Source organism: Caulobacter sp. GW821-FHT10E02 (assembly GCF_059415225.1).
The window spans coordinates 709,768-736,761 of sequence record NZ_JBWKMV010000003.1; the positions used below are offsets into that span (position 1 = coordinate 709,768).

22 protein-coding genes and 2 pseudogenes are annotated in these 26,994 nt (G+C 67.7%); 20 read left to right on the forward strand and 4 right to left on the reverse strand.

What is annotated here, in order from left to right:
- The first annotated feature begins 46 nt into the window (after positions 1 to 46).
- Positions 47 to 1,714 carry an energy-dependent translational throttle protein EttA gene (ettA, locus tag AC07NI_RS18465; protein WP_494621743.1) on the forward strand — a complete coding sequence of 556 codons (1,668 nt, stop codon included), beginning with the start codon at positions 47 to 49 and terminating at the stop codon, positions 1,712 to 1,714.
- Between the two features lie 155 nt (positions 1,715 to 1,869).
- Complete coding sequence (locus AC07NI_RS18470; RefSeq protein ID WP_494621745.1) at positions 1,870 to 7,785, forward strand: hypothetical protein; 5,916 nt, start codon at positions 1,870 to 1,872, stop codon at positions 7,783 to 7,785.
- Between the two features lie 36 nt (positions 7,786 to 7,821).
- Here AC07NI_RS18470 and AC07NI_RS18475 read toward each other — a convergent pair whose 3' ends face one another.
- Positions 7,822 to 8,262, reverse strand: a complete 441-nt coding sequence (locus AC07NI_RS18475) for a hypothetical protein (protein WP_494621747.1) — start codon at positions 8,260 to 8,262, stop codon at positions 7,822 to 7,824.
- A gap of 270 nt (positions 8,263 to 8,532) precedes the next feature.
- Here AC07NI_RS18475 and AC07NI_RS18480 point away from each other — a divergent pair, with 270 nt between their 5' ends.
- The 3 genes from AC07NI_RS18480 (at position 8,533) to AC07NI_RS18490 (ending at position 10,539) form a co-directional block, all read left to right on the forward strand.
- Entirely contained in the window at positions 8,533 to 9,492 is a 960-nt protein-coding gene (locus tag AC07NI_RS18480) for a 2-hydroxyacid dehydrogenase (protein WP_494621749.1), read from the forward strand.
- Between the two features lie 16 nt (positions 9,493 to 9,508).
- Entirely contained in the window at positions 9,509 to 10,135 is a 627-nt protein-coding gene (locus AC07NI_RS18485; RefSeq protein WP_494621751.1) for a hypothetical protein, read from the forward strand.
- A 119-nt stretch (positions 10,136 to 10,254) separates the two neighbouring features.
- Positions 10,255 to 10,539 (forward strand): hypothetical protein, encoded by a 285-nt coding sequence (locus AC07NI_RS18490; protein WP_494621753.1) that lies wholly within the window; start codon positions 10,255 to 10,257, stop codon positions 10,537 to 10,539.
- Between the two features lie 7 nt (positions 10,540 to 10,546).
- Here AC07NI_RS18490 and AC07NI_RS18495 read toward each other — a convergent pair.
- Both AC07NI_RS18495 and AC07NI_RS18500 read right to left on the reverse strand, forming a co-directional pair.
- Positions 10,547 to 10,794: pseudogene (locus AC07NI_RS18495) on the reverse strand (carboxymuconolactone decarboxylase family protein); the annotation flags it as partial.
- A 10-nt stretch (positions 10,795 to 10,804) separates the two neighbouring features.
- A pseudogene (locus AC07NI_RS18500) lies at positions 10,805 to 11,089 on the reverse strand (carboxymuconolactone decarboxylase family protein); the annotation flags it as partial.
- 115 nt (positions 11,090 to 11,204) lie between these two features.
- Between AC07NI_RS18500 and AC07NI_RS18505 the strand changes: the two are divergent.
- From AC07NI_RS18505 to AC07NI_RS18555, 11 genes are all read left to right on the forward strand, one after another.
- A complete protein-coding gene (locus AC07NI_RS18505) occupies positions 11,205 to 11,477 on the forward strand; it encodes a winged helix-turn-helix transcriptional regulator (RefSeq protein WP_494621755.1) in 273 nt (90 codons plus the stop codon).
- Positions 11,477 to 11,854, forward strand: coding sequence for a VOC family protein (locus AC07NI_RS18510; protein WP_494621757.1), 378 nt, complete (start codon positions 11,477 to 11,479; stop codon positions 11,852 to 11,854). Before AC07NI_RS18505 ends, AC07NI_RS18510 begins: the two co-directional genes overlap by 1 nt.
- Before the next feature lie 43 nt (positions 11,855 to 11,897).
- On the forward strand, positions 11,898 to 12,875 hold the full coding sequence (locus tag AC07NI_RS18515; protein WP_494621759.1) for an ArsR/SmtB family transcription factor: 978 nt from the start codon (positions 11,898 to 11,900) through the stop codon (positions 12,873 to 12,875).
- A complete protein-coding gene (gene metF, locus AC07NI_RS18520) occupies positions 12,872 to 13,816 on the forward strand; it encodes a methylenetetrahydrofolate reductase [NAD(P)H] (protein ID WP_494621761.1) in 945 nt (314 codons plus the stop codon). Before AC07NI_RS18515 ends, metF begins: the two co-directional genes overlap by 4 nt.
- Positions 13,813 to 14,688, forward strand: coding sequence for a CAU/MBL1b family subclass B3 metallo-beta-lactamase (gene blaCAU / locus AC07NI_RS18525; protein ID WP_494621763.1), 876 nt, complete (start codon positions 13,813 to 13,815; stop codon positions 14,686 to 14,688). The genes metF and blaCAU overlap by 4 nt, the downstream gene beginning before the upstream one ends.
- Entirely contained in the window at positions 14,685 to 15,761 is a 1,077-nt protein-coding gene (locus AC07NI_RS18530) for a homocysteine S-methyltransferase family protein (RefSeq protein ID WP_494621765.1), read from the forward strand. The genes blaCAU and AC07NI_RS18530 overlap by 4 nt, the downstream gene beginning before the upstream one ends.
- Entirely contained in the window at positions 15,761 to 15,952 is a 192-nt protein-coding gene (locus AC07NI_RS18535) for a hypothetical protein (RefSeq protein WP_494621767.1), read from the forward strand. The genes AC07NI_RS18530 and AC07NI_RS18535 overlap by 1 nt, the downstream gene beginning before the upstream one ends.
- A complete protein-coding gene (gene metH, locus AC07NI_RS18540) occupies positions 15,942 to 18,623 on the forward strand; it encodes a methionine synthase (RefSeq protein WP_494622269.1) in 2,682 nt (893 codons plus the stop codon). Before AC07NI_RS18535 ends, metH begins: the two co-directional genes overlap by 11 nt.
- Before the next feature lie 154 nt (positions 18,624 to 18,777).
- Positions 18,778 to 19,284, forward strand: a complete 507-nt coding sequence (locus AC07NI_RS18545; RefSeq protein WP_494621769.1) for a DUF805 domain-containing protein — start codon at positions 18,778 to 18,780, stop codon at positions 19,282 to 19,284.
- Between the two features lie 88 nt (positions 19,285 to 19,372).
- Complete coding sequence (locus AC07NI_RS18550) at positions 19,373 to 21,538, forward strand: bifunctional diguanylate cyclase/phosphodiesterase (protein WP_494621771.1); 2,166 nt, start codon at positions 19,373 to 19,375, stop codon at positions 21,536 to 21,538.
- A gap of 74 nt (positions 21,539 to 21,612) precedes the next feature.
- Positions 21,613 to 23,052, forward strand: coding sequence for a GH1 family beta-glucosidase (locus AC07NI_RS18555; protein WP_494621773.1), 1,440 nt, complete (start codon positions 21,613 to 21,615; stop codon positions 23,050 to 23,052).
- 4 nt (positions 23,053 to 23,056) lie between these two features.
- On the opposite strand, the gene AC07NI_RS18560 is transcribed toward AC07NI_RS18555, so the two are convergent.
- Entirely contained in the window at positions 23,057 to 23,920 is an 864-nt protein-coding gene (locus tag AC07NI_RS18560) for a hypothetical protein (protein ID WP_494621775.1), read from the reverse strand.
- A 270-nt stretch (positions 23,921 to 24,190) separates the two neighbouring features.
- Here AC07NI_RS18560 and AC07NI_RS18565 point away from each other — a divergent pair, with 270 nt between their 5' ends.
- The 4 genes from AC07NI_RS18565 (at position 24,191) to AC07NI_RS18580 (ending at position 26,988) form a co-directional block, all read left to right on the forward strand.
- The gene (locus AC07NI_RS18565; RefSeq protein WP_494621777.1) at positions 24,191 to 24,886 is read left to right on the forward strand and encodes a TerB family tellurite resistance protein; all 696 of its coding nucleotides are present in this window, start codon (positions 24,191 to 24,193) and stop codon (positions 24,884 to 24,886) included.
- A 99-nt stretch (positions 24,887 to 24,985) separates the two neighbouring features.
- On the forward strand, positions 24,986 to 25,300 hold the full coding sequence (locus tag AC07NI_RS18570) for a hypothetical protein (RefSeq protein ID WP_494621779.1): 315 nt from the start codon (positions 24,986 to 24,988) through the stop codon (positions 25,298 to 25,300).
- A 179-nt stretch (positions 25,301 to 25,479) separates the two neighbouring features.
- Positions 25,480 to 25,770: a putative quinol monooxygenase gene (locus AC07NI_RS18575; protein WP_494621781.1), complete on the forward strand. Its 291-nt coding sequence runs from the start codon at positions 25,480 to 25,482 to the stop codon at positions 25,768 to 25,770.
- Positions 25,771 to 25,776: 6 nt separating this feature from the next.
- A complete protein-coding gene (locus AC07NI_RS18580; protein ID WP_494621783.1) occupies positions 25,777 to 26,988 on the forward strand; it encodes an acyl-CoA dehydrogenase family protein in 1,212 nt (403 codons plus the stop codon).
- Positions 26,989 to 26,994 lie beyond the last annotated feature (6 nt).

Consider the following 26,994-nt stretch of genomic DNA (forward strand, 5'->3'; position numbering starts at 1 on the left):
CAGCGCCCAATCCCCGAAACCCTCGTCCAGCGAGCACGCGCGCCCTATGGCTCAGCAATACATTTTCCAGATGCAGGGCCTGACCAAGGCCTATCCCGGCGGCAAGAAGGTCTTCGAGAACATCTGGCTGTCGTTCTATTCCGACGCCAAGATCGGCGTGGTCGGCGTCAACGGCTCGGGTAAGTCGACCCTGCTGAAGGTGATGGCCGGCCTGGACCAGGAGTTCTCGGGCGAGGCCAAGGCCGCCGACGGCATCCGTCGCGGCTACCTGCCCCAGGAGCCGGTGCTGGATCCGACCCTGGACGTCTGGGGCAACGTCATCGCCGACTGCGAAGACAAGCAGATCTTCGACAAGTACAACGCCCTCGCGGCTCAGCTCGGTGAGGAGTACACTGACGAGCTGATGGAGGAGATGACCCGTCTCCAGGAGATCATCGACGCCCGCGACCTGTGGGACATCGACTCCAAGGTCGAGATGGCCATCGACGCCCTGCGCTGCCCGCCCAACGACAGCAACATCGAAAGCCTGTCGGGCGGTGAAAAGCGCCGCATCGCGCTGGCTCGCCTGCTGCTCAGCAAGCCGGACATGCTGCTGCTCGACGAACCGACCAACCACCTGGACGCCGAGTCGGTGGCCTGGCTGCAGCATCACCTGGAAGAGTTCCCGGGCTGCGTCATCCTGGTGACCCACGATCGCTACTTCCTGGATCAGGTCACCAAGTGGACCCTGGAACTCGATCGCGGCAAGGGCGTGCCCTACGAGGGCAACTACTCCGGCTGGCTGGAGCAGAAGCAGAAGCGCGTCGTCCAGGAGCAGTCGGAATCCGAATCCCGCCAGCGCGCCCTGACCCGCGAACTGGAATGGGTCCGCAGCTCGCCCAAGGCCCGTCAGTCCAAGTCGAAGGCCCGTCTGGCGTCGTACGATGAAATGGTCGCCGCGCAGGAGAACGCCCGCGCCGCCCAGACCCAGGCCCACATCCAGATTCCGCCGGGCCCGCGCCTGGGCAGCCTGGTGCTCGAGGTCAACGGCCTGGAGAAGGAATACGGCGACAAGGTGCTGTTCAAGGACCTGTCGTTCCGCCTGCCGCCGAACGGCATCGTCGGCGTCATCGGCCCGAACGGCGCCGGCAAGTCGACGCTGTTCAAGCTGATCACCGGTCGCGAGCAGCCCGACAACGGCACGGTCAAGGTCGGCGAGACCGTCAAGCTCTCGTACGTCGACCAGTCGCGCGACGCGCTGGATCCGAACAAGACCATCTGGCAGGAGATCAGCGGCGGCACCGACGTGATGATCGTCGGCAAGCGCGAGATCAACAGCCGCGCCTATGTCGGCTCGTTCAACTTCAAGGGCGGCGACCAGCAGAAGAAGGTCGGTCTGCTGTCGGGCGGTGAGCGCAACCGCGTCCACCTGGCCAAGACCCTGGCCACCGGCGGCAACCTGCTGCTGCTCGACGAACCGACCAACGACCTGGACATCGAAACCTTGCAGGCCCTGGAAGAGGCGCTGGAAGAGTTCGCGGGCTGCGCCGTGGTCATCAGCCACGATCGCTGGTTCCTGGACCGTCTGGCGACCCACATCCTGGCCTTCGAGGGCGACAGCCACGTCGAATGGTTCGAGGGCAACTTCGAGATGTACGAAGAGGACAAGAAGCGCCGCCTGGGCGCCGACAGTCTCATCCCCAAGCGCATCAAGTTCCAGAAGTTCGCGCGCTAAGCGGACGCGCGCGGGTCTTTCAGTGTGAAGATCAGATGAGAGGGGCGGCCGTTTCGACGGTCGCCCTTTTTCATGTCGGCACGCCTTGCTGAACTCAACTAGACATAGTGTATGGTGCGCCAGCGTTATGTTGCTCGCGTCGGGGTGGGGTTTCAGTGAGTACTTTTCAGACGATCGCCACGGGCGATCTGAAGGACGTCGTTCTCAGCAACGACGGCAAGACCGCCTATGTGTCGACCGGCGACGGCTTCGTCAGCGCCTTCACTGTCGCGACCGGCGCGGCCGCCGGGCGCTGGAAGGTCGGGACGACGCTGGGCGGGATGGATATCTCCCAGGACGGCAAGCTCCTGGTCGCGACCGAACGCAGCTCCACGCCGCCTGCCAACGGGTCCTCGACGGTCTCGATCACGGTCCACGTCATGGACCTGGCGACCGGTCAGGTCCGCGATTTCGTGACGCAGGGCAGCAGCTATTCGGGGGGCTTCTTCGACGCGGTGTTCACCGCAGACGGCACGATCCTGCTCTCCAGCAGCAATGTGACCCTTGATCCCGGCACGGGGGTCTTCAAGACCGCCGGCAACTCCTATCTGAACGGCGCATTCTCGGCCTCGCCGGACGGTACGAGGATCATCGTCGCGCAGGACAACAGCTCGGACATGCCGATCTGGCTCTACCAGGCCGGGGTGGGCATCGTCGCCAGTCACCAGGGCTACAAGGACAACATCAGCGGCTTCAACTATGGCGTCCAGGCGATCTCGCCCGCCGGCAACCTGATCTTCCAGGGCGGTTCGACCAGCAAGTACGGCGTGATCTATGACGGCACCCTGAACTACAAGGGTCTGCTGTCGGACTTCCAGAAGGAGTCGATCTTCGTCTTCGCGGCGGCGTTCAGCACCGACGGCGGCAGCCTCTATGTCCTGAACGGGAACGACGGTCAGATCCTCAAGCTGTCGACCACGGACTGGTCGATCCAGAGCAGCTTCTCATCCGGGCTCTCGACGACGGATTCCTATTTCAGCAGTGGCGTCCGCTACGGCGACGGGCTGACCCTGACGTCGGACGGCAAGTACCTGGTGGTCCTGAACGCCACGAAGCTGAACGCCATCGAGCTGTCGACCGTCACGACCGGCGGTTCCGACGCGGCCGAGACCATGACGGGCGACGCCTCGGCCAACACCCTCAAGGGCTATGGCGGCGCCGACGTGATCGACGGCGGAGCGGGCAACGACCAGCTCTACGGCGGCTATGGCGACGATCGCCTGATCGGCGGTTTGGGTGACGACCTCCTGGACGGCGGCGCGGGCGTCGACACCGCCGACTACGGCGGCGCGGCGTCCGCCGTCACCCTGGATCTGACGATCACCTCCGGCCAGTACACCGGCGGGGCGGGCTACGACGGCCTGATCGGGATCGAGAACCTGATCGGCAGCGCCTTTAACGACAAGCTGACCGGCGACGCGAACGCCAATCGCCTCGACGGCGGCGCGGGAGCGGACACGCTGCGCGGCGGCGCGGGCGGCGACACCCTGGTCGGCGGCGCGGGCGATGACCTGCTGAACGGCGGCGTGGGCGACGACACGCTGGACGGCGGCGACGGCTTCGACATCGCCTCGTACGAAAACGCGATCGCCGGCGTGCGGGTCGACCTGACCAAGGTCGGGACCCCGCAGAACACGCGCGGCGACGGCCTGGACAAGCTCTCGGGGATCGAGGGACTGAAGGGCTCGGCCTTCGCCGACGTGCTGAAGGGCGACGCCGGGGACAACAGCTTCGAGGGCGGGGCCGGCGACGACCTGATCGACGGCGGGGCGGGGACCGACACGGCCATCTACGCCGGCGCGTCCAGCGCCTACAGCTGGAGCCAGAACGCCAACGGGACGTGGACGGTGCGCGGCGCCCAGGGCGTCGACACGCTGCTGAACGTCGAGACCCTTAAGTTCACCGACAAGACCGTCACGCTGTCGCCGTCCGCCGTCGGCGTGACGATCGAGAGCCTGATCCCGACGGGCCCGGTCCAGACCATCGCCACCGGCGCCTACCGCGACGCGGTGCTCTCGCCGAATGGCCAGACGGTCTACGTCTCCGACAACGAGGGCTACGTCACCGCCTACAGCGCCACGACCGGCGAGCTCGCGGGCCGCTGGAAGGTGGGCAACGCCCTGAGCGGCATGGATCTGTCGGTCGACGGCCGCTACCTGGTCACCTCCGATGGCCCGCTGGATCCGACGAGCAACGACACCGCGATCAAGGTCCACGTGCTGGACACCGTCTCCGGCCAGGTCACGGACTACGCGATAGCGGGCAGCGCCTACAGGAACGGCTTTTCCGACGCCGCCTTCCTCGATGACGGCAGGATCCTGCTGACCCGCGATGTCCCCTATACGGGAACGCCCGTCACGGTCCTGAACCCGGTGACGGGCGCGTTCACGCCCCCTAGCGGCGCCATCCCCAGTGGCACGCTCTCCGTCTCGGACGACCACAAGACGATCCTGATCTCGCAGGGCGACGCTTCCAACGCGCCGTTCTACATCGTGAAGAACGGTACGCAGGTCGTCTCGCGCGAGTACAACGACGCCGTCGGCGGCTTCAACCAAGGCGTCCAGGCCATCTCGGGCGACGGCTCGCGGGTGGCCCAGTATCTGGGCGCGCTGCACATCTACGACGGCTCGCTGAAGTACCTCGTCAACCTGTCCAGTCTGTATCCGGAGCTCAAGTCGGTCTTCGGCATGGACTTCAGCGCCGACGGCAAGCACCTGTTCGTCGTCGACTCCGTGACCGACAGACTGTTCGAATTCTCCACCGAAACCTGGAAGGTCGAGCAGGTCTACACGCTGGGCGTCGACATCCTGCCGACATCCGCCAACGTCAACGCCCTCAACTATGGCGACCGCGTCCTGCTCAGCAACGACGGCGCGCGCCTGATGATCTTCGACGGCGCCAGCGTGGTGTCGGTGAATCTGGCCGGCCTCACGTCGGACGGCGGCTCGGACGGTCCCGACATCCTGACGGGCGGGGCGGGGGCCGATCGCCTGCAGGGCTTCGCCGGCGATGACGTGCTGAGCGGCGGCGGCGGCAACGATCAGCTCTATGGCGACGCCGGCGACGACCGCCTGCTGGGTGGCGATGGCAATGACCTGCTGGACGGCGGTGTGGGCGTCGACACCGCCGACTACAGCGGCGCGTCCTCGGGCGTCACCGTCGACCTGAAGATCACCGTCGCTCAGGACACCAAGGGCGCGGGGCTGGACACGCTGGTCTCGATCGAGAACCTGATCGGCAGCGGCTTTGGCGACAAGCTGGCCGGCGACGCGACGGGCAACCGCATCGACGGCGGCGGCGGCGACGATGTCCTGAACGGCGGGGCGGGCGACGACACGCTCGACGGCGGCGCGGGCTTCGACGTGGCGTCATACGAGAATGCGACCGCCGGGGTGCGGGTCGACCTGACGAAGGTTGGCGTCCTTCAGAACACCCGCGGCGACGGCCTGGACAAGCTGACGGGCATCGAAGGGCTGAAGGGCTCGGCCTATGCCGACGTCCTGAAGGGCGACAAGGTCGACAACAGCTTCGAGGGCGGGGCCGGAGACGACCTGATCGACGGCGGCGCGGGCTTCGACACGGCCATCTATGCAGGCTCGTCCAACGCCTACAGCTGGACTTTGAACGACAATGGCTCGTGGACCGTGCGCGGCGCTCAGGGCGTCGACACGCTGTTGAACGTCGAGGCTCTCAAGTTCGGCGATGCGACCATCACGCTGTCGCCGTCGGCGACCAACACGACGGTCGAGAGCCTGATCCCGGTTGGCCCCGTCCAGACCCTGGCCACCGGGACGTTCAGCGACGTCGTGCTCTCGCCCAACGCCCTGACGGCCTTTGTCGCCGACGGCGATGGCTATGTCACCGCCTACAGCACCTCGACCGGCGAGATCTCCGGCCGCTGGAAGGTCGGCGCCATCCTGGGCGGCATGGATGTGTCCGCCGACGGTCGCTATCTGATGGTGACCGATGGCGTGCAGGAGAACCCGACGGGCGACCAGTGGGGCTACAAGGCCACAATCAAGGTCCACCTGCTGGACACCATCACCGGCAAGGTCACGGACTATTCGACCACGGTCACCGGCTATGACCGCGGCTTCGGCGATGTGGCCTTCACCAGCGACGGCAAGGTCGTGTTCACACAGGCCCTTACTGTTTCGGGCTGGGCGCAGGTCGCCACGCTGGACCTTGCGAGCGGCGTGTTCACGCGCGGAACCGGCTCCTACTCGCAGCCCGTGCTGTCGGTCACCAACGACCACGGGACGGTCCTGCTGGCCGAGACCAACTCCACGGCCGCGCCGCTCTATGTCCTGAAAGACGGCGTGCAAACCGCCGTGCACGACCTGTACAGCGACGGGGTCTACGGCCCCAACCGTGGCATCCAGGCGATCTCGGGCGATGGCTCGCGTATCGCCCACTATACCGACAAGCTGCACGTCTATGACGGTTCGCTCAAATACCTCGTCAATCTGAGCGGCCTGCACCCGGAGCTTTCGACGGTCTTCGGCATGGATTTCAGCGCCGACGGCAAGCACCTGCTCGTCGTCGACTCCGCGACCGATCGGGTCTTCAAGTTCTCCACGGAGACCTGGGCCATCGAGCAGGTCTACTCGCTGGGCATGGACATCGCGCCTAACGGCGCCGACGCCAACTACGCCAGCGCCGCCTATGGCGACCGCGTCATCCTCAGCAATGACGGTGCGCGGATGATCGTGTTCGACGGCAAGAGCGTGGTCTCGGTCAACATGGCCGGCCTCAAGGCGGACGGCGGTACCGACGGCGCCGATACCCTGACCGGCGGCGCGGGCGCCGACCGGCTACAGGGCTTCGCCGGCGATGACGTGTTGAATGGCGGCGCCGGCGATGATCAGCTCTATGGCGACGCCGGCAATGACCGCCTGATCGGCGGCGATGGCGCCGACCGGCTGGACGGCGGCGCGGGCGTCGACACCGCCGACTACGGCGGCGCGGGCGCCGCCGTGACGGTGAACCTGTTGCTGCAAGGGTCCAGTCAGGACACCAAGGGCGCGGGCGTCGACACCCTGGTCGGCATCGAGAACCTCATCGGCTCGGCCTTCGGCGACACCTTGACGGGTGACGCGCGGGCCAACCGGCTGGAGGGCGGCGCTGGCGACGACGTGATGACGGGCGGCGGCGGCGACGACGTGCTGGACGGCGGCGCGGGCAATGACACGGTCCGCTACCTGGGCGGCAAGGCCAACTATTCGGTGGTCCAGAACAGCGACGGCTCCACGACCGTGACCGACCTGCGGGCCGGCTCGCCGGACGGGACCGACAGGTTGCTGAACATCGAGAGCATCCTCTTCCCGAACCCGCCGTCGAGCACGGAGATCGCTTCCGAGATGAACGCGATCCTGCGGCAGAGCAACACGGCCGCCGTGTCGGCCCTGGCGCAGGACCTGCTGTTCAAGTGGACCGTGGGCCAGCTTTCGGACGTCCAGGTCACGGCCGCGATCGTCAACGCCGCCGACGCCACGACCTCGGTCGCGTCGATGAACTACCAGTTCTTCACCGGCAAGGTGCCGACCCAGGGGGGCGTCGACTTCCTGATTGCGCCGACCGGTCCGAACCCGACCAACCTGAACAGCGCCTACTACGCTCAGTTCAACACTGTGAACCGCTACATCAACTTCGCGGTGAACCTGGGCAAGAACGGCGAGGCCAAGGACAGTTTCGCGGCCAGCTACGGGTCGCTGTCGCTGTTCGACGCCACGAAGAAGGCCTATGCGGCGATCTTCGGCGGCACGCCGACGGACGACAAGGTCCACAGCCTGATCGACACGCGGGTGGACTATCTCGCCTATTACGGCGGCGACGGCGCGACGGGCATCGGCACCAAGGCGGCGATGGTCGGTTTCTTGCTGGCGGCCGCGGCGACCGAGAACCTGGGCGTCATCGCCAAGTCGAACGACGCCTGGCTGACCGACCTGGCGGACGGCTCCGCGCCGTTCGCGGTCAATATCCTCGATCCGGCCAACGGCTACTACAAGGCCGACTTCGTCTTCGGCGGCTGACGGTCGGGGCGGCTCCGCGCCGCCCCGACAGCAGTCCTACTTCGGATCAACCGGCGGGGTGGCCGGCGGCGTGGCCGCCGCGCCGGGCTGGGTCATCTTGTCCTCGGTCATCGGCGCGTTGGTCGGCGGGGTGACCGGCAGGCTGGGCGGCGCGGCCGAGGGGGCCGGGTTCACGGCCGTGTCCGGCGCGGCCGAGGTCGCCGGCGGCAGCGTGGCGTTGGTGTCCGCGCCGGCCGAGGCGGTGGCGGGAGCCGTGGCCGAGGTGTCGGTCGACATCCCCGTGGCGGCCGAGCCCGCCCACCAGTCCTTGCTGGCCCGGACCTTGGGCGAGGCCTTGGTGTAGGCGTTCAGCTGCGAATAGGGGACCGGTTGCTTGGGACCGAGTTGGGCCGAGGCTTTAGCCTGGGCGGCGAGGGCAGAGCCGCCACACGCCAGCATCGATAGCGCCGCGCTGGCGGCGAGCATCTTGATCAACATGAGGGTTCCTCCGAGCGCCCTGTGGCGCCGCTAGCAAAACCCCCCGGAACGGCGGTTGTTCACAGCTTCGCCGTGCAAACCCGCGGGGCAGCGGAACCGCAGCGCTTGGGCCGGGTTGTTCGTCGTCACCAGAGCGTGATGTTCCAGGCCCTGGCGTCCGCGCGGGGCTCTGCTTAGCTCTGGCTTGGCGCTCCGTCCGGAGTCGCCTGGGTGGGCGAAAAAGAACGATCCGTCGCCGGGCCGCATGGCCGGCGCAGATGGAGAACAAGCATGCCGCAAACCGCTGTCGACAAGCCTCACATCCTGCTCTCGCACGAGATGCTCATCCCGCTGCAGCCGCTGCTGGAGGGCGCCTACGAGGTGCACCGGCTGTGGGACTATCCCGACAGGATGGCGTTCCTGGACGGTCCGGGACGGCGGGTGCGGGCCATCGTCCACGCCGGCGAGTTCGCGCTGTCGCGCGACATGCTCTCGGAGATGTCGCAGCTGGGTCTGATCGCCTGCGTCAGCGTCGGCTATGATGGCGTCGACGTGCCCTGGTGCAAGGCGCACGGCATCGCCGTCACCCATTCCACGGGCCTTAACGCCGCCGACGTCGCCGACCACGCGGTGGGCCTCGTCCTGGCTGCCTGGCGCGGCATCGTCGAGGGCGACCATCGCCTGCGCTCGGGCCACTGGACCCACGCCGAACGCATGGCCCCGCGCCACGGCCTGCGCGGCCGCAAGGTCGGCATCGTCGGTCTGGGCTATATCGGCGAGGCGGTGGCCAACCGCCTGCGGGCCTTCGAAATGAAGGTCGCCTGGTGGGGCCCCAATCCCAAGGACGCCGAGTATCCGCGCGCCGACAGCCTGATGGCCCTGGCCCGCGACAGCGACGTGCTGGTGGTCTGCTCGCGCTCGGACGCCTCCAACCATCACCTGATCAACAAGGCCGTCATCGAGGCCGTCGGGCCGCAGGGCCTGATCGTCAACGTGGCGCGCGGCGCCCTGATCGACGAGGACGCTCTGATCGAGGCCCTGAAGGCCGGCACGCTGGGCATGGCCGCCCTCGACGTCTACGCCCAGGAGCCGACCCCGGCCGCCCGCTGGGTGGGCGTGCCGCACACCGTGCTGACCCCGCACACGGCCGGCGCGACCCTGGACAGCATCCCGGCCATGGTCAGCCTGACCCTGGAGAACCTGCGCCGCTACTTCCACGGCGAGCCGCTGGCCACGCCGGTCGCGGCCTGACCGCATGCGGGCTCTGGTGCTCCTGTCCGCCGTCGGCATGCTGGCGGCGGGTCAGCTCACGCCGCCGCCGGGCGACTACCGGATCGACGCCGAGACCGCGACGACCACGCGCTCTGGGCCGATGGTCCTGAAGAGCGTGCAGCGCGTGGACGGCGCGACGGGTTCGACGACCGTGGAGCAGACCGGGCCCGACGGCTCGGTCGCTTCCCGGAGCTATCCCGGCCAAGGCCCGAACCACTGGTGCGTGAAGGGATCGGGCGCAGCGCCGCCGGTCTCCAACTGCGCGACCCAGGCGTTCGCGGCCCTGCCGGGCGGCGGCTCGACCTACCGGACGGCGTGCTCGGGCGGGCAGGTGCTCTCCGACAGCTTTCGCAAGCTGGCGGACGGCCGTTGGGAGCGCACCCTCCAGGTCCGCCAGGCCGCCGCCGGCGCGCCGGTCCCGTCCCAGACCAGCGCCGCCATGGCCCCGGTCATCGCCCAGATCGAAGAAACCATCCGCTCCGGCCCACCGGAGGAACGCGAGGCCGCCAAGCAGCAACTGGCCGCCCTGAAGGCCAGCCTGGGCGGCGGCGCGGTACCGGGCAATGACACGGTGATCGAGACGCGCGAGGTCTGGACCAAGGTGTCGGAGGCCTGCGGCTAGGCCATTGCAGCGGCGTTCCCGGCCGTTAGTTTGGGGCTATGTCCAGAACACCGCGCCTGTCCGGGGATTTGCTCTTCGGCGCGAGAATCCACGATCCCAGCTACTGGCATGCGCACCCCATGGTCGAGGCCGTTGAGGCCGAGTTCGATGGCGAGCTCGGCTGGCTCGACCTGACCCTGAAGGGAAAGGCCGTCGCGGCTGACGATAGGCCTCGGGCCCAGTTCACCGAGGCCGAGGCGACGCGCGACGGCGCTGATCTCTATTTCTGGGGCGAAGGCGACTTCCCTCTGGAGGTCTTCGAAACAGCGCCCCTGGTGCGCGAGCTCAAGGCGTGGTTGGAAGGGCCGGTCGAGGGCGATGACCGCACTTGCTGGTCGGTCGGATTATGGCTCGGGCCAAGGTGATGGCCGCCTAAGCCGGAAACGGCGCCGCGAACGCTTCCGGCTCCAGCCGTAGGCCGTTCACCAGCAAGCTGACAGTCCGGTAGAAGCCGGCCAACATCATCAGTTCAATCCGGGCCTCTTCCGAGAAGGTCTCGGCCAATCGGGCCCATAGGCTGTCGTCGATGTCGGCGCGCGCGTTCACCGCGTCGCAGAAGCCGATCAGCAGCGCCTCGCGCGGGCCCCAGCACGGCGCGATCCCCGGCGCGACGGTTGCGGTCAGCTGTTCGGCGTCGAGGCCGGCCGCGCCGGCGAACAGCGCGGCGTGGACGCCCCACTCATAGGCCGCGCCGTTCAGGGCGCAGATGCGGTGGATGACGATCTCGCGCTCGCGCAGGGTCAGATGGCCGGGGTCGAGGAGGCCACCGCCGGTGAAGCGGGCGAACAGCCGCTCGTCGCGGGCCAGGGTGCGGAACAACGACAGCGGCTGGTCTCCCGGCGTCTTCAGCTGCTCCAGCGTGGCGGCGACGCTAGGCGGGTAGGGGGCTTTGGCGGGTTCGATCCTCGGCGACATGGGCGCTCCTCCGTGCTACAAAATTTGTAACATGGAAAATCCTGGCGACGCTACAGAAATTGAAGCGCCTGTTCCTGGGCGCGCGGTTCGTGGCTCTGACAGCGGCAAGCCGATCATGGCTGCGCTGGACCTGCTGGGCCGGCGCGGGGCGCTGCGGATCGTCTGGGAGTTGCGCGAAGGCCGCGTCCTGACCTTCCGCGCCCTGCAGGCGGCGGCCGAACTGCCGCCGGGCACGCTGAACACGCGGCTGGCCGAACTGCGCGCCGCCGATATCGTGGCGGCCGACGGCGGCTATCGCCTGACCCCGCGCGGGGCGGACTTGATCATCGCGCTGTGGCCTCTGCTAAGGTGGTCCGAGGATTGGGCGGACGCGCTGGGGAGCAAGTGATGGCCAAGGTGCTGGGTCTGGGCGGGGTGTTCTACAAGGCCGAGGATCCGGCCGCCGTGCGTGACTGGTATGCGCGGGTGCTGGGCTTCGAGATCCATTCGTGGGGCGGGGCGGTGTTCAAGTCGCCGCGCACCGCGACGACCAACTGGGCGCTGTTCGGGGCCGACACCCAGTATTTCGCGCCGTCGACCGCGCCGTTCATGATCAATTTCGTGGTCGATGATATCGACGGCGTCCTGGCCAAGGCTTCAGCCGAGGGCGTCGAACCCACCGGTCGCCAGGACGAGGACGGCATGGGTCGTTTCGCCTGGCTGATGGACCCGGCTGGGGTTAAAATCGAGCTCTGGGAGCCTCCGAAGGGCGATCCCGAGGCATAAATTCAGCTTGCCAAATCGGACATAAAGATATCTTTATGTCCTCATGAAGCTCACCGCCGAACAGGTTGTCGAAGTGCTGCGCGCCGCTGGCGAGTCGACGCGCCTGCGCTTGCTGGCCCTGCTGGCGGCCGAGGAGCTGTCGGTGCTGGAGCTATGCCGGATCCTAGATCAGAGCCAGCCGCGCGTTTCGCGGCACCTGAAGCTGCTGGCCGAGGCCGGGCTGGTCGAGCGCTTCCCGGACGGGGCGTGGGTGTTCTACCGCCTGGCCGCCAAGTCGCCGGGCCGCTTCCTGGTCGAGCAGGCCCTGGACCTGATCGACGACACCGACCCGATCGTGCGCCTGGACGCCGACAAGCTGTCGGCCGTGCGCGCCGAGCGCTCCACCGACGCCCAGGCCTATTTCGCCCGCAACGCCGCGCGCTGGAACGAGATCCGCTCGCTCTACGTCGACGAGGCCGAGGTCGAGACCGCGATCCTGCGCGCGACGGGGGAGGGGCCGTTCGCGGAGATGGTCGACCTGGGCGCCGGCGCGGGGCGGATGCTCACCCTGCTGGGCAAGCGCGCCGCCAACGCCCTGGGCCTGGACCTGTCGCAGCAGATGCTGAACATCGCCCGCGATGAGGTGACCAAGGCGGGCCTCTCCAGCTGCGAGCTGCGCCACGGCGACATCTTCCGCACCGGCCTGCCGGGCGGTTGCGCGGACCTCGTCACCGTCCACCAGGTGCTGCACTACCTGACCGATCCGGCCAACGCCGTGGCCGAGGCCGCGCGCCTGGTGACGCCCGGCGGCCTGCTGCTGATCGCCGACTTCGCCCCGCACGACCACGAGTTCCTGCGCGAGGTGCACCAGCATCGCCGCCTGGGCTTCGAGGACGCCGAGATCGTCCCGTGGATCGAGGCCGCCGGCCTTTCCCTGGAAAGCAATATCGCCCTGCCGCCGGCTTCGTCCGAGGGGCTGACCGTGAAGATCTGGACGGCGCGCCGTCCGGGCCAAGCTACTGCAGCGAGGAACGCCGCATGACCCTTCCGCCCACCCGCCGCGTGATCGGTCCCGTGGCCCGCGCCGGCGAGCGCACCTATCGTCCGCGCGTCTCGTTCGAGTTCTTCCCGCCCAAGACCCCGGCGATGGAGGAGAGCCTGTGGCAGGCGATCACCCGCCTGGCCCCGCTGGATCCGGCCTTCGTCTCGGTGACCTACGGCGCCGGCGGCTCGACCCGCGAGCGCACGCACCGCACCGTCAAGCGCATCCTGGACGAGACCAACCTCAAGCCCGCCGCCCACCTGACCTGCGTCGGCGCCAGCCGCGACGAGGTCGACGAGGTGATCCGGGAGTATTGGGAGACGGGCGTGCGCCACATCGTCTCGCTGCGCGGCGACCCGCCTCCGGGCGAGGGCGGCATCGGCGGCGTCTATGTCCCGCGCGAGGACGGCTACGCCAACGCCACCGAACTGACCAAGGCCCTGCGCGGCATCGCGCCGTTCGAGGTGCTGGTCGGCGTCTATCCGGAAAAGCATCCGGAAAGCCCGTCGCTGGAGCACGACATCGACGTGCTGAAGCAGAAGGTCGACGCGGGCGCGACGCTGGGCATCAGCCAGTTCTTCTTCGATCTGGACGCCTTCCTGCGCTATGTCGACAAGGTCCGCGCCGCCGGGATCACCATCCCGATCGTGCCGGGCATCATGCCGGTGACCAACTTCGCGGGCCTCAAGAAGATGGCCGCCGCCTGCCAGACGGCGATCCCGTCGTGGCTGGCCAACCTGTTCGACGGGCTGGAGCACGACGCCGAGACCCGCCGCCTGATCGCCTGCTCGGTCGCCGCCGAGATGTGCGCCAAGCTGCAGGAGCAGGGCTTCGAGGACTTCCACTTCTACACCCTGAACCGGGCCGATCTGGTCTACGCGATCTGCCGCGTGCTGGGCATCCGCGAGACCACGCCGGCTCCGGCGGAGGCCGCCGCATGAAACGTGCGCTCTTCTCCCTGACGGCCTTGGCGCTGGTGGCTCTGGCCCCGGCGGCCCACGCCGACAACAGCAACTGGACCAAGCCGATCCGCCCGTACCGCGTGGTCGGCAACATCTACTATGTCGGCTCCGAGGGCCTGTCGGCCTGGCTGATCACCTCGTCCGAAGGCCACGTGCTGCTGGACAGCGGTCCCTCGGCCGAGGGCGCCAAGCTGATCGAGCGCAACATCGCCACCCTGGGCTTCCAGCTGGCCGACGTGAAGGTCCTGATCAACACCCACGCCCACTTCGACCACGCCGGCGGCCTGGCCCAGCTGAAGGCCGACATCCCGACCGCCAAGGTCTGGGCCTCGCGCGCCGATGAGGCCGCCCTGGAGAAGGGCCAGCACTTCGGCGACAACGACAACGGCCTGACGCCCTTTCCGGCGGTGAAGGTTGACAAGGGCTTTGGCGACGAGGCCAAGCTGAAGCTGGGCGAGACCGCGCTGGTCGCCCACCTGACGCCGGGCCACACGATCGGCTGCACCACCTGGACCATGGCCGTGACCGAGAAGGGCCGGCCGCTGAACGTGACCTTCCCATGCTCGCTGTCGGTGGCCGGTAATGTGCTGGTCGGCAACAAGACCTATCGCAACATCGTCGCCGACTATCGCGCCAGCTTCGTGGCCATGCGCGCCCTGCCGACCGATGTCATGCTGCCCAGCCACGAGGAGCAGGGCGGCCTGCTGGCCAAGCGCCAGAAGCTGCTGCGCGGCGACCCCAACGCCTTCGTCGACCCGTCCGAGCTCGGCAAGTTCGTCGACGCCTATGAAGGCCAGTTCAACCAGGAGCTCGCGCGCCAGCAGGCCGCGCACTCCGGAGCCAAGCGATGACCGACCTTTCCATCCGCGCCAACCGAGTGGCCGCCCTCAAGGCCGCCGCCAAGCAGAAGATCCTGATCCTCGACGGCTCCTGGGGCGTGATGTTCCAGAAGAAGGGTCTCGCGGAAGCCGACTACCGCGCCGATCGCTTCGCCGACTACAACGGCCAGATGAAGGGCAACAACGACATCCTGTGCCTGACCCGGCCGGATCTCGTGGCGGAACTTCATGATGCGTATTTCGCCGCCGGCGCCGACATCTCCGAGACCAACACCTTCTCGGGCACCACCATCGCCCAGGCCGACTATCGCCTGGCCGAGCAGGACGTCTGGGACATCAATTTCGAAGGCGCGAAGATCGGCCGCTCGGTCGCCGACCGCTGGAACGCCGAGAACCCCGCGTCGCCCAAGTTCATCGCCGGCTCGATCGGGCCGTTGAACGTCATGCTGTCGATGTCGTCGGACGTGAACGATCCCGGCGCGCGCAAGGTGACCTTCGACCAGGTCTATGAGGCGTACCGCCAGCAGGTAGACGCGCTCTACCAGGGCGGCGTCGACCTCTTCCTGATCGAGACCATCACCGACACCTTGAACTGCAAGGCCGCGATCAAGGCCATTCTCGACCTGCGCGACGAGGGCCATGAGGAACTGCCGATCTGGATCAGCGGCACCATCACCGACCGCTCGGGCCGCACCCTGTCGGGCCAGACGGCCGAAGCGTTCTGGAACTCGGTGAAGCACGCCAAGCCGTTCGCGGTGGGCTTCAACTGCGCCCTGGGCGCGGACCTGATGCGTCCGCACATCGCCGAGATGGCCCGCATCGCCGACACCCTGGTCGCGGCTTACCCCAACGCCGGGCTGCCCAACGCCATGGGCCAGTACGACGAGCAGCCGCACGAGACCGGCCACGCCCTGCACGAATGGGCCAAGGACGGCCTCGTCAACATCCTGGGCGGCTGCTGCGGCACGACGCCGGACCACATCCGCCACGTCGCCGATGAAGTGCGCGGCGTGACGCCGCGCGCCATCCCCGAGCGCCCCAAGGCTATGCGCCTGGCCGGGCTCGAGCCATTCGAGTTGGCGTGATGTCTCTGACTTCAATTCTCCTTCTCCCCTTGCGGGAGAAGGTGTCGCCGAAGGCGACGGATGAGGGGTCTCGCCGACCTCTCAACCGCCGTTTCGCGGCGGCCACGTTCTTCAACCCCTCATCCGACCCGCTTCGCGGGCCACCTTCTCCCGCAAGGGGAGAAGGGATGACTGCTGCTACTGGATACTGAAATGCGCCCCGTCTTCGTCAACATCGGTGAGCGCACCAACGTCACCGGCTCGGCCAAGTTCAAGAAGCTGATCGTCGAGGGCGACTATCCGGCCGCCCTGTCGGTCGCGCGCCAGCAGGTCGAGGCTGGCGCCCAGGTCATCGACGTCAACATGGACGAGGGCCTGCTCGACTCCAAGCAGGCGATGATCACCTACCTGAACCTGATGGCGGCCGAGCCGGATATCGCCCGCGTGCCGGTGATGATCGACAGCTCCAAGTGGGAGGTGATCGAGGCCGGGCTGAAGTGCGTCCAGGGCAAGGCGATCGTCAATTCGATCTCGATGAAGGAAGGCGAAGAGAAGTTCATCGAGCAGGCCAAGCTGTGCCTGCGCTACGGCGCGGCCGTGGTGGTGATGGCCTTCGACGAGGTCGGCCAGGCCGACACCGCCGCCCGCAAGATCGAGATCTGCGAGAAGGCCTACACCATCCTGGTCGACAAGGTGGGCTTCCCGCCGGAAGACATCATCTTCGACCCCAACATCTTCGCCGTGGCGACGGGGATCGAGGAGCACGACAACTACGCCGTCGACTTCATCGAGGGCACGCGCGAGATCAAGAAGCGCTGCCCCTACGCCAGGATCTCGGGCGGGGTGTCGAACGTCTCGTTCAGCTTCCGCGGCAACGAGCCGGTGCGCCGGGCGATTCACTCGGTGTTCCTGTACCACGCCATCGAGGCGGGCATGGACATGGGCATCGTCAACGCCGGCGACCTGCCGGTCTATGACGCCCTGGATCCCGAGCTGCGCGAGGCCGTCGAGGACGTGATCCTCAACCGCCCGCAGCGGACCAACGTCTCCAACACCGAGCGCCTGGTCGACATGGCCCCGCGCTACAAGGGCGAGAAGGGCCAGGTCCAGACCGCCAACCTGGAATGGCGCAAGGGCACGGTGAACGAACGCATCACCCACGCTCTGGTCCACGGCATCACCGAGTTCATCAACGAGGACACCGAAGAGGCGCGCCTGTCGGTCGAGCGACCGCTGCACGTCATCGAAGGCCACCTGATGGACGGCATGAACGTGGTCGGCGACCTGTTCGGCTCGGGCAAGATGTTCCTGCCGCAGGTGGTGAAGTCGGCCCGCGTCATGAAGCAGGCCGTGGCCTGGCTGGAGCCGTTCATGGAGGCCGAAAAGGCCGGCAAGCCGCGCGTGCAGGCCGGCCGCATCCTGATGGCCACCGTCAAGGGCGACGTCCACGACATCGGCAAGAACATCGTCGGCGTCGTGCTGCAGTGTAACAACTACGAGGTCATCGACCTGGGCGTCATGGTCCCGGCCGACCGCATCCTCGACGAGGCCAAGAAGCACAACGTCGACATGATCGGCCTGTCGGGCCTGATCACCCCGTCGCTGGACGAGATGGTGTTCGTGGCCGCCGAGATGGAGCGCCAGGGCTTCACCATTCCGCTGCTGATCGGCGGGGCCACCACCAGCCGCACCCACACGGCGGTCAAGATCGAGCCGGCCTATCACAAGGGCTCGACCACCTATGTGCTGGACGCCAGCCGGGCGGTTGGCGTGGTCTCGGGCCTGCTGTCGCCCACCGAGCGCGACCGCCTGCAGGCCGAGACCCGCACCGAATATGTCCGTATCCGCGAGCAATACGCCCGTGGCCAGACGGCCAAGGCGCGCACCAAGATCACCGACGCCCGCAAGAAGAAGTTCGCCATCGACTGGGAAGGCTACGCGCCGCCCAAGCCGGCCTTCATCGGCGCGCGCACCTTCGAGCCCACGCTCGACGAGCTGGTGCCGTTCATCGACTGGTCGCCGTTCTTCGCCAGCTGGGAGCTGATCGGCCGCTTCCCGCAGATCCTTGAGGACGACGTGGTCGGCGAGGCCGCCACCGACCTCTATCGCGAAGCCCGCGAGATGCTGGACAAGGTGCTGGCCGAGAAGTGGTTCGGGGCCAAGGGCGTGATCGGCTTCTGGCCGGCCCAGGCCGACGGCGACGACATCGTCCTCTATACGGACGACACCCGCACGACCGAGCTGTCGCGTCTGTTCACCCTGCGCCAGCAGATGGACAAGGGGGAGGGCAAGACCAACGTGGCCCTGTCGGACTTCGTCGCGCCGATCGGGCAGGGCGGTGACTATGTCGGCGGTTTCGCGGTCACCGCAGGCCATGGCGAGGACGAGATCGTCAAGAAGTTCAAGGACGCCGGCGACGACTACAGCGCCATCATGGCCTCGGCGCTCGCCGATCGCCTGGCCGAAGCCTTCGCCGAGTGGCTGCACTACAAGGCCCGCGTTGAGCTGTGGGGCTATGCGCCTGAAGAGGCGGCCGACACCGACGTGATGATCGCCGAGAAGTACCAGGGCATCCGCCCGGCGCCCGGCTATCCGGCCCAGCCCGACCATACCGAGAAGGGCACGCTGTTCCAGCTCTTGGACGCCGAGGCCGCCACCGGCCTGAAGCTGACCGAGAGCTACGCCATGACCCCCGGCGCGGCGGTCTCGGGCCTCTATTTCAGCCACCCGCAGGCGCACTATTTCGGCGTCGGCAAGGTCGATGCCGATCAGGTCGAGGATTATGCCCGCCGCAAGGGCTGGGACCTGGCCACGGCCGAACGCTGGCTGTCGCCGATCCTCAACTACGACCCGGCGGCGAGGGCGCGCGACGCGGCGGCCTGATTTGGTACGCCTCCCACCCTCGGCGGTGGGAGGAGCAGGGCGTTCCGTACCATTTTGACGCGAAACCTGCCTCTACCTAGGGTTATTGAACTCGCTATAAGCGGCAGCATCCTTGCAGTGACCCGTCCATGGCAACGAGGACGAGGTCTCTGTGATGTCCAACTTCGCGCGATTGGCGAGCTTCCTGGGGCGTGGCCCCGTCTCGACGTTCTGGTGGGCGGTGTCCGGCGCGACCCTGGTCGCCCTGGCTCCGGTGTCCAGCGATGGCCTGCTGAGCCTGGTCGGCTTGCCCAACTGGAGCCCCTTGGCCGTGATCGAAGGCCCCGAGGCCGGGTGGGCGGTCTGGCAACAGGCGATCAGCATGGCCTATCTGGTCGCCTTGGTCCCAACGACCTGGCTGCTGCTGGCGGCCCTGGTCCGGCGCTGCCACGACCGCAACCGCAGCGGTGTGTTCCTGCTGGTGCTGCTGGTTCCGGTCCTTCAGCTGTGGCCGATGGTCGAGCTGGGGCTGCTGCACGGCTCGCCGGACGAGAACGACTTCGGACTGCCGGACGAATTGCTGCTGGACCCCGAGGCGCTGGAGCCGCTGCGGCCCGCCCAGGTCGTCCCGACGGCGTACGTGGCGAACGTTGAGCACGGACCCAAAACCCAAATCGCGTAACGGTGTGCGACAAAATTGTCCCCGGTTCGTCCCGGTAAGGATTTCCGCAACGGTTCCCGTGAAGGATGCGCCATCTCGGGGGAATGGGATGGATCGCCGGAACATCGAGTTCAAGATCTTTGGCCTGATCGCCGGCATGGCGGCGGGCATGATCCTGCTCGCCGGTGTGGCCCTGACCGTCGCCACCCGCCACGCCGACCTGCGCGAGCGCCAATACGAGCAGACTCTGGTCGGCAATGGCCTGCGCCAGCGCGGCCGCGAGGTCCAGACCGCCCTCAATCCCTACGTCATCTGGGACGAGGCGATCATCAAGCTGGACAACCAGTACGACCCGGCCTGGGCCAGCCAGAACATCGGCGCCTCGCTGGGCGGGGCGCTGGGCTACAAGGTCGTGTTCGTCCTCGACGCCGACGGCAAGCCGATCTACGGCCATATCAACGGCAAGGACGTCTCGCCCGACGCCTATGGCCGCTACGCCGTCCCGACCGCGCGCCTGGTCGACGCGATCCGCAAGATCGAGACCGATCCCAAGAAGGTCGCCGAGCTTCGCGCCGTCCATAAGAGCCGCGTCGAGCTGATCGGCGACGAGCCGGTGCTGATCACCGTCTCGCTGGTCCGTCCCGACCTGAAGGCCAAGACCCGGGGCCCCCGCGCCCCGCTGCTGGTGACCGGCATCCCGGTGGCCAGCAGCGTCATCAAGACCTTCTCCGACCGCTTCCTGCTGCACGACGCACATATCGAGGTGGTCAAGCCGGACGCGGTCCACACCCGTGACGGCCAGGCGATGCTGGGCAAGGCCGCCGACGGCCGCCGCATCGTCCTGCGCTGGACCCCGCGCAAGCCGGGCGAGGAGTTGCTGAAGTCGGCCACTCCGATGCTGGCCCTGGCCGTGCTGGCCGCCGCCATCGGCTCGTTCCTGCTGTTCCGCATCACCCGCCGTGCGGCCAAGAAGCTGCTGCTGAGCGAGGCCGAGGCCAAGCACCTGGCCTTGCACGACCCGCTGACCGGCCTGGCCAACCGCACCCTGTTCACCGACCGCCTGGTTCACGCCCACGCACTGCTGCGCCGCAAGCCGGGCCATCTGGGCGTGCTGTGCATCGACCTCGACCGCTTCAAGGAGGTCAACGACAGCTATGGCCACGACGCCGGCGACCAACTGATCCGCGAGGTCGCCCGCCGGCTGGTGCATATCTGCCGCGAGACCGACACCATCTGTCGCCTGGGCGGCGACGAGTTCGCCATCATCCTGCCCGACACCACCCCCTCGGGCGCGGCCACCATGGCCCAGCGCGTGGTCGAGGGCCTGTCGGGCGAGGTCGATCTCTCCATCGGCCGCGCCGAGCTGTCGTGCTCGGTGGGCGTGGCGGTGGTCTCCGACGCCGACCAGGGCCAGGCCGAGCTGCTGCGCCAGGCCGACGTCGCCCTCTATCGCGCCAAGGAAGCCGGCCGCGGGCGCTTCGCCTTCTTCGAGCCCGAGATGGACGCGGCCCTGCGCCTGCGCAAAGGGTTGGAGCGCGACCTGCGCACGACCCTGGAAGGCGACGCCCTGAACGTCGCCTACCAGCCGCTGATGGACGCCAAGGGCGTGATGATCGGTGTCGAGGCCCTGGCCCGCTGGACCCATCCCGAGCGCGGCGAGATCTCGCCTGCCATCTTCATCCCGCTGGCCGAGTCCTGCGGCCTGATCGGCCTGGTCGGCTCGTCGGTGTTCCGCCGCGCCTGCTACGACAGCCTGCGCTGGTCGGGCCTGGAGGTGTCGGTCAACGTCTCGGCCATCCAGCTGTCCAACCCCGGCTTCGTCGACGAGATGGTCGCTACCCTGGCCGAGACCGGCGCCCGCGCCGACGTCTTCATGCTGGAGATCACCGAGACGGCCCTGCTGAAGGACAGCGACGGCGTTCATGAGGCCCTGCGCCGCCTCAAGCGCCTGGGCTTCCGCCTGGCCCTGGACGACTTCGGCACCGGCTACGCGTCGTTGGCCTATCTGCGCCGCCATCCGATCGACAAGCTGAAGATCGACCGCTCGTTCGTCTCCAGCCTGCCGGGCAACAGCGAGAGCATGGCCGTCGCCAGCGCCATCGTCAGCCTGGCCAAGTCGCTGGGCCTGAAGACCACCGCCGAAGGCGTCGAGACCCAAGGCCAGCTGGACGCCCTGGTGAAGCTGGGCTGCAGCGAGTTCCAGGGCTTCCTGCTCGGCCGCCCGATGCCGGCCGACTCCATCGCCGGCGTGCGCGAGGCCGCCACGGTCCGCTAGCTGCCGCCGGGTGAACTAGCCAAATCCACAACCCACCCGCATCCTCCCTCCCAACGATAAGACGGGAGGGGACGATGGAACGGTCAGGCGTCAGCCGCCGGGCGCTCGGGGCATTGGCCTTGGGCGGCGCGGCCATGGGTCTTGCGGGCTGCGAGGGCGGTCACGAGACCGACTTCAAGCCAAAGAGCCGGCAGTTTCCCAAGGACTTCGTCTGGGGCGTGGCCACGGCGGCCTTCCAGACCGAGGGTTCGCAAGAGGTCGACGGGCGCGGGCCCAGCGTCTGGGACCTCTTCGAGAAGGTCCCCGGCCACGTGAAGGACAAGTCCGACGCGACGGTGGCCACCGACAGCTATCGCCGCTTCCAGGACGATGTCGACCTGATAGCCGGGGCGGGGCTGGACGCCTACCGTTTCTCGATCAGCTGGTCGCGCGTGCTGCCGACGGGGCAGGGGGCGGTGAACGCCGCCGGGCTCGACCACTATTCGAGGCTGGTCGATGCGCTGCTTGCCAAGGGCGTCACACCTTACGCGACCCTGTTCCACTGGGACCTGCCGCAGGGGCTGCAAGGCATGGGCGGCTGGGCCAATCGCGACACGGCGCTGCGCTTCGCCGACTACGCCCACGCGGTGGTCGAGAAGCTGGGCGACCGGCTCAAGCACTACATCATCCTCAACGAGGCGGCCGTGCACGCCGTCTTCGGACATGTGCTGGGTGAGCACGCGCCGGGGCTGAAGGACATCAACCTGCTGGGCAAGGTCGTCCACCACATGAACCTGGGTCAGGGCTTGGCCATGCAGGCGCTGCGGGCCGCCCAGGGCGATCTGACGGTCGGCACCACCATGGCCTTGCAGCCCTGCCGGCCGGCGGGCGGGCTGTTCTGGAACCGCCTGGCCTCGGACGGGCTCGACGCGCTGTGGAACAAGGCCTGGCTGGATCCTCTGTTCAGGGGGACCTACCCCAAGGACATGGACGACCTGCTCAAGGGCGTGATCCAGGACGGCGACCTGAAGACGGTCCGCCAGCCGGTCGATTTCCTGGGCGTGAACTACTACGCGCCGGCCTATGTGCGGCTGGACCTCAACTCGCCCAGCAAGATCGCCCAGGCCAACCCGCCCAAGGGCGCGGAGCTGGACGCCTTCGGCCGCCATATCGACCCATCGGGCCTGTTCGAGATGCTGGACCGCGTGCGCCGCGAGTATGGCGCGCCCAAGATGATGGTGACCGAGAACGGCTGCTCGGACCCGTTCGGCAGCGGTCCGGCGATCCTGGATGACCAGTTCCGCATCACCTATCTGCGCCGCCACCTGGAGGCGGTGCTGGCCGCCCGCGAGGCGGGCTGCGATGTCGGCGGCTATTTCGAGTGGACCCTGATCGACAACTTCGAATGGGACCTGGGCTACACCTCGAAGTTCGGCCTGGTGGCGATGGACCGGACGACGGGCGTGCGGACGCCGAAGGCGTCGTATCAGTGGTTCAAGGCGTTGGCCGGCAGCGGGGCGCTGCCGGCCCAGTAGACGACTAGTCCGCCTTGCAGATCAGCACGTCGCGGCCGCCGCGTTTGGCGGGGACGAGGCTGCCGGCGCAGGGGACGGGATTGACCGGGTCGACGATGACCTCGTTGCCGCCGATCGGGGGCAGCTTCTTGGCCGGGGCAGGGGCCGTGGTCTTGACCGGCGGCTTGGCGGCGGCGGCCGGCTTGGTCTCGGTCTTCACCGGAGTCGATTTGGCGACCGCCGGCTTCGGCGTCGGGGCCGGCTTGGTTTCGGCGACCGGCGTCGGCGCGGGCTCTTGCACCGGCGGAGCGACAGGCTCCGGAGCTGGGGTCGGGGCCGCTTGGGGCGCGGGGGCGGGAGCCTCCGGCGCCGGCGCGCTCTTCGTCGCCGAGGCGGCGTTGTTGTAGTTCAGCGCCTTGCCCAGGATGCTGGACTTCATCTCCAGCGCCTTGGCGCGCTTCTCGCAGTCGCCGGGCGGGCTCCAGCTCATCCACATCTGGGCCAGGCGGGCCTTGTCGACGGTGTCGGAGCCTTGCCAGACAGCCTGGCCGCGCTTGACCTGCGAACCGCCATATTCCGAGATCGGGCGCGGGCTGGCCTTCTCAGCCGCGGTGATCGCCGAGGCGAAGACCTTGAGGTCCTTCTGCGCCTGCTCGCGCATCTCCGGATAGGTCTTCAGCGAGGCGGCCACGCCGTCCGGACCCGGGAACGCCTTCTCGATCCGCGTCACCTCCGGCATCACGCGGTCGTAGAGATTGGCGTAGCCGCCGAGGGCGCCGTAGCACCAGGCGACATAGCCGTACTCGTCGGTCGGCGGAGCATTGGGCGACTGGGCGGCCTGGCCGTCCTGGGCCAGGAGCGCGAGAGCGAGGAAGAGGGCGTTCGCCATGCGGGCGGATGTCCTTTTTACAATAGGTAGAGTCTGACTAGAGCATTTCGGTCCCGAATGGGACCGTTGCGTGACCATATGAGATCAAGCGTGGCCATAACGAGCGAAGCGCCAATCGGCTCCCTCGTCGCAAGATCGGGCGGTTTCGCCGCATTGCACTAAAGTCATGTGAACGATCATTCTCATTGTGCTAGAAGCACCGTGACGGGGTGATCCGTATCGGCCCGTCATGCGTATTTCTAACGTCTGTCGCTGGTTTCGAGGCGCTCCATGACTTTCTGGCGCAACATCGCGAGCATCGCCGCCCGGCGCCTGGACCTGGCCGACTGCACGGAATGTCCGAGCGGTCTGCCCGGCGAGGACCCGGCGTTCTCGACCGCCGTCACCGCCCTTGGGGCGAAGTTGGCCAAGGTCGACGGCCGCGCCGACGGCAGCGAGTTCCTGGCCTTCACCGAGGTGTTCCAGCCCGACCCGGCGTCGGAGCAGAACATCCACCGCCTGTACGACCTGGCCCGCCAGACGACTCACGGCTTCGAGAGCTATGCCCGCCGCCTGGCCAAGCGCTACAGCACCTGCCCGCAGCTGCTGGAGGACGTGGTCGACGGCCTGTTCCACATCGCCAAGTCCGACGGTGTCGTGACCCAGGACGAGCTGGACTATCTGGAGCGGGTCTCGGACCTGTTCGGCATGTCGCCGCTGTCGTTCCGTCGCCTGCGCGCCACCCACCTGGGCGTCGGCAAGGACGATCCCTACGCCATCCTGGAAGTGCCGGCCGACGCCGACGACGCCACGGTGCGCAAGGCCTGGAAGCTGGCCTTGTCCAGCGCCCACCCCGACCGGGCCCGCGCGCGCGGCCTGCCGACCGAGTTCATCGAGGTCGCCGAGGCCAAGGCCGCCGCCATCAACGCCGCCTTCACGACGGTGATGCAGGAGCGCCGGGAACTGGGTCTGGCCGCGGCGGGTTGAGGCGAGACGATCCGCCGCCCCCGTAAGGAGCCGAAAAAGGCTTTTCTTCCGGGTTCGGCGGGTGTTGAGTTGCGGTTCAGCGCTTGTGAACCAACTTTGTTGATCATGGGCGCGGACGAGAGGATCAAGATGAGCAGCCAAGGCGCCGCAGCTTCGCCCTTCCACAGCCTGGCCTGGATGGCCGGCGCGCTCGCGACCTCGGTCGCTGTGGTGATCGGCGCGGTCTTGGCGGTGATCTTCGCCGCCACCGTTGTCGCCGTCGGCTTCCTGGGCAGCGCCCTGTTCGGCCTCGCCGCCTTCGCCTTCCGCGGCCGCAAGGTCGCCAAGGCCCCGCAAGGCGACCCCAGCCTTATCGAAGCCCGCAACGTCGGCGGCCACTCGTGGGTGGCCTACGGCTGGAACGAGCGGTCGTAACCTAATCCGCTCATCCCCGCGAAGGCGGGGATCCAAGCTGACTCTCCGAAAATCCTCGTGACTCTGAGCGCGCGTCCGACGCCGCATGGGTCCTCGCTTTCGCGGGGATGAGCGGTAAGGGGTTGCTCATGACCGCGCACTGGCCGATGTTGCTTTCAAACAAGCGTTGGGAGGCAAACATGATCGGTGTCGTTGCGGTTCTGAAGGTCCAGCCGGACAAGGCTTCGGATTTCGAGAAGGTGTTCCTGGATCTCCAGAACAAGGTGAAGGCCAACGAGCCGGGCTGCCTCGTCTACCAGCTGACCAAGTCGCGCACCGAAGAGGGCGTCTATAAGGTCCTGGAGCTGTACGCCTCGACCGAGGCGCTGAAGGCCCACGGCGGCACGGACTACTTCAAGGCCGCCGGCGCCGCGATGGGGCCGACCATGGCCGCCGCGCCGGTCATCGAATATCTGGACGCCGTGGAGTAGGCGGCGATGGACCTGGCCTTCTCGCCCGAGGACCTGGCCTTCCAGCAGGAGGTCCGCGACTGGATTGCGACCGCCTATGACGAGGGCCTGCGCAAGCAGTTCAGCCAGTCCAAGAACGGCTATCTCGACAAGGCCGGCCAGGTGGCCTGGCAGAAGAAGCTGGCCGATCGGGGCTGGGCCGCGCCTGACTGGCCGGTCGAGCTGGGCGGGGCGGGGTTCACCCCCTCGCAGCGCTACATCTTCAACATGGAGATGAGCCTGGCCGGCGTGCCGACCTCCTCGCCGATGGGCCTGAAGATGGTCGCGCCGGTGATCATGGCGTTCGGCAGCCCCGAGCAGAAGGCCCAGCACCTGCCGCCGATCCTGAAGTCCGACATCTGGTGGTGCCAGGGCTATTCGGAGCCGGGGTCCGGCTCGGACCTGGCGTCCTTGCAAATGAAAGCCGAGCGCGACGGCGACGACTATGTCCTCAACGGCTCGAAGATCTGGACGACCCACGCCCAGTGGGCCGACTGGATGTTCTGCCTGGTCCGCACCTCGTCCGCCGGCAAGCCGCAGGAAGGCATCTCGTTCCTGCTGCTGCGGATGGACACGCCCGGCATCCAGATCAAGCCGCTGGTCACCCTGGACGGCCCGCCCGAGGGCGAGCAGGAGATCAACCAGGTCTTCTTCGACAATGTCCGGGTGCCGGTCGCCAACCGCATCGGCGAGGAGAACAAGGGCTGGACCTACGCCAAGTACCTGCTCGAGTTCGAACGCGGCAACGCCTATGCGCCGGGCCTGATGAACATGCTCAAGAAGGTCAAGCGCATCGCGGCGATGGAGCTGGCCGACGACGGCGGCCGGCTGATCGACGACGCCGACTTCCGGGGCAAGATCACCAATCTGGAGATCCAGGTCGAGGCGCTGAACGCCACGGAACTTAGGGTCTTCACCGGCCGCACCACCGGCAAGGCGATCGGGCCGGCATCGTCGATGCTGAAATGCGTGGGGTCGGAGTACCAGCAGGCGATCACCGAGCTGACGCTGGAGGCGGTCGGGACCTACGCCGCGCCGTTCGTCGAGGACCCCTGGTCCAAGAGCAACGAACTGCGGGCCGGGCCGGACTACGCGGCTCCCGCGGCGCCGGCCTATTTCAACTACCGCAAGGCCTCGATCTACGCGGGGTCGAACGAGATCCAGCGCAACATCATGGCGAAGATGGTGCTGGGGCTTTAGCGCCTC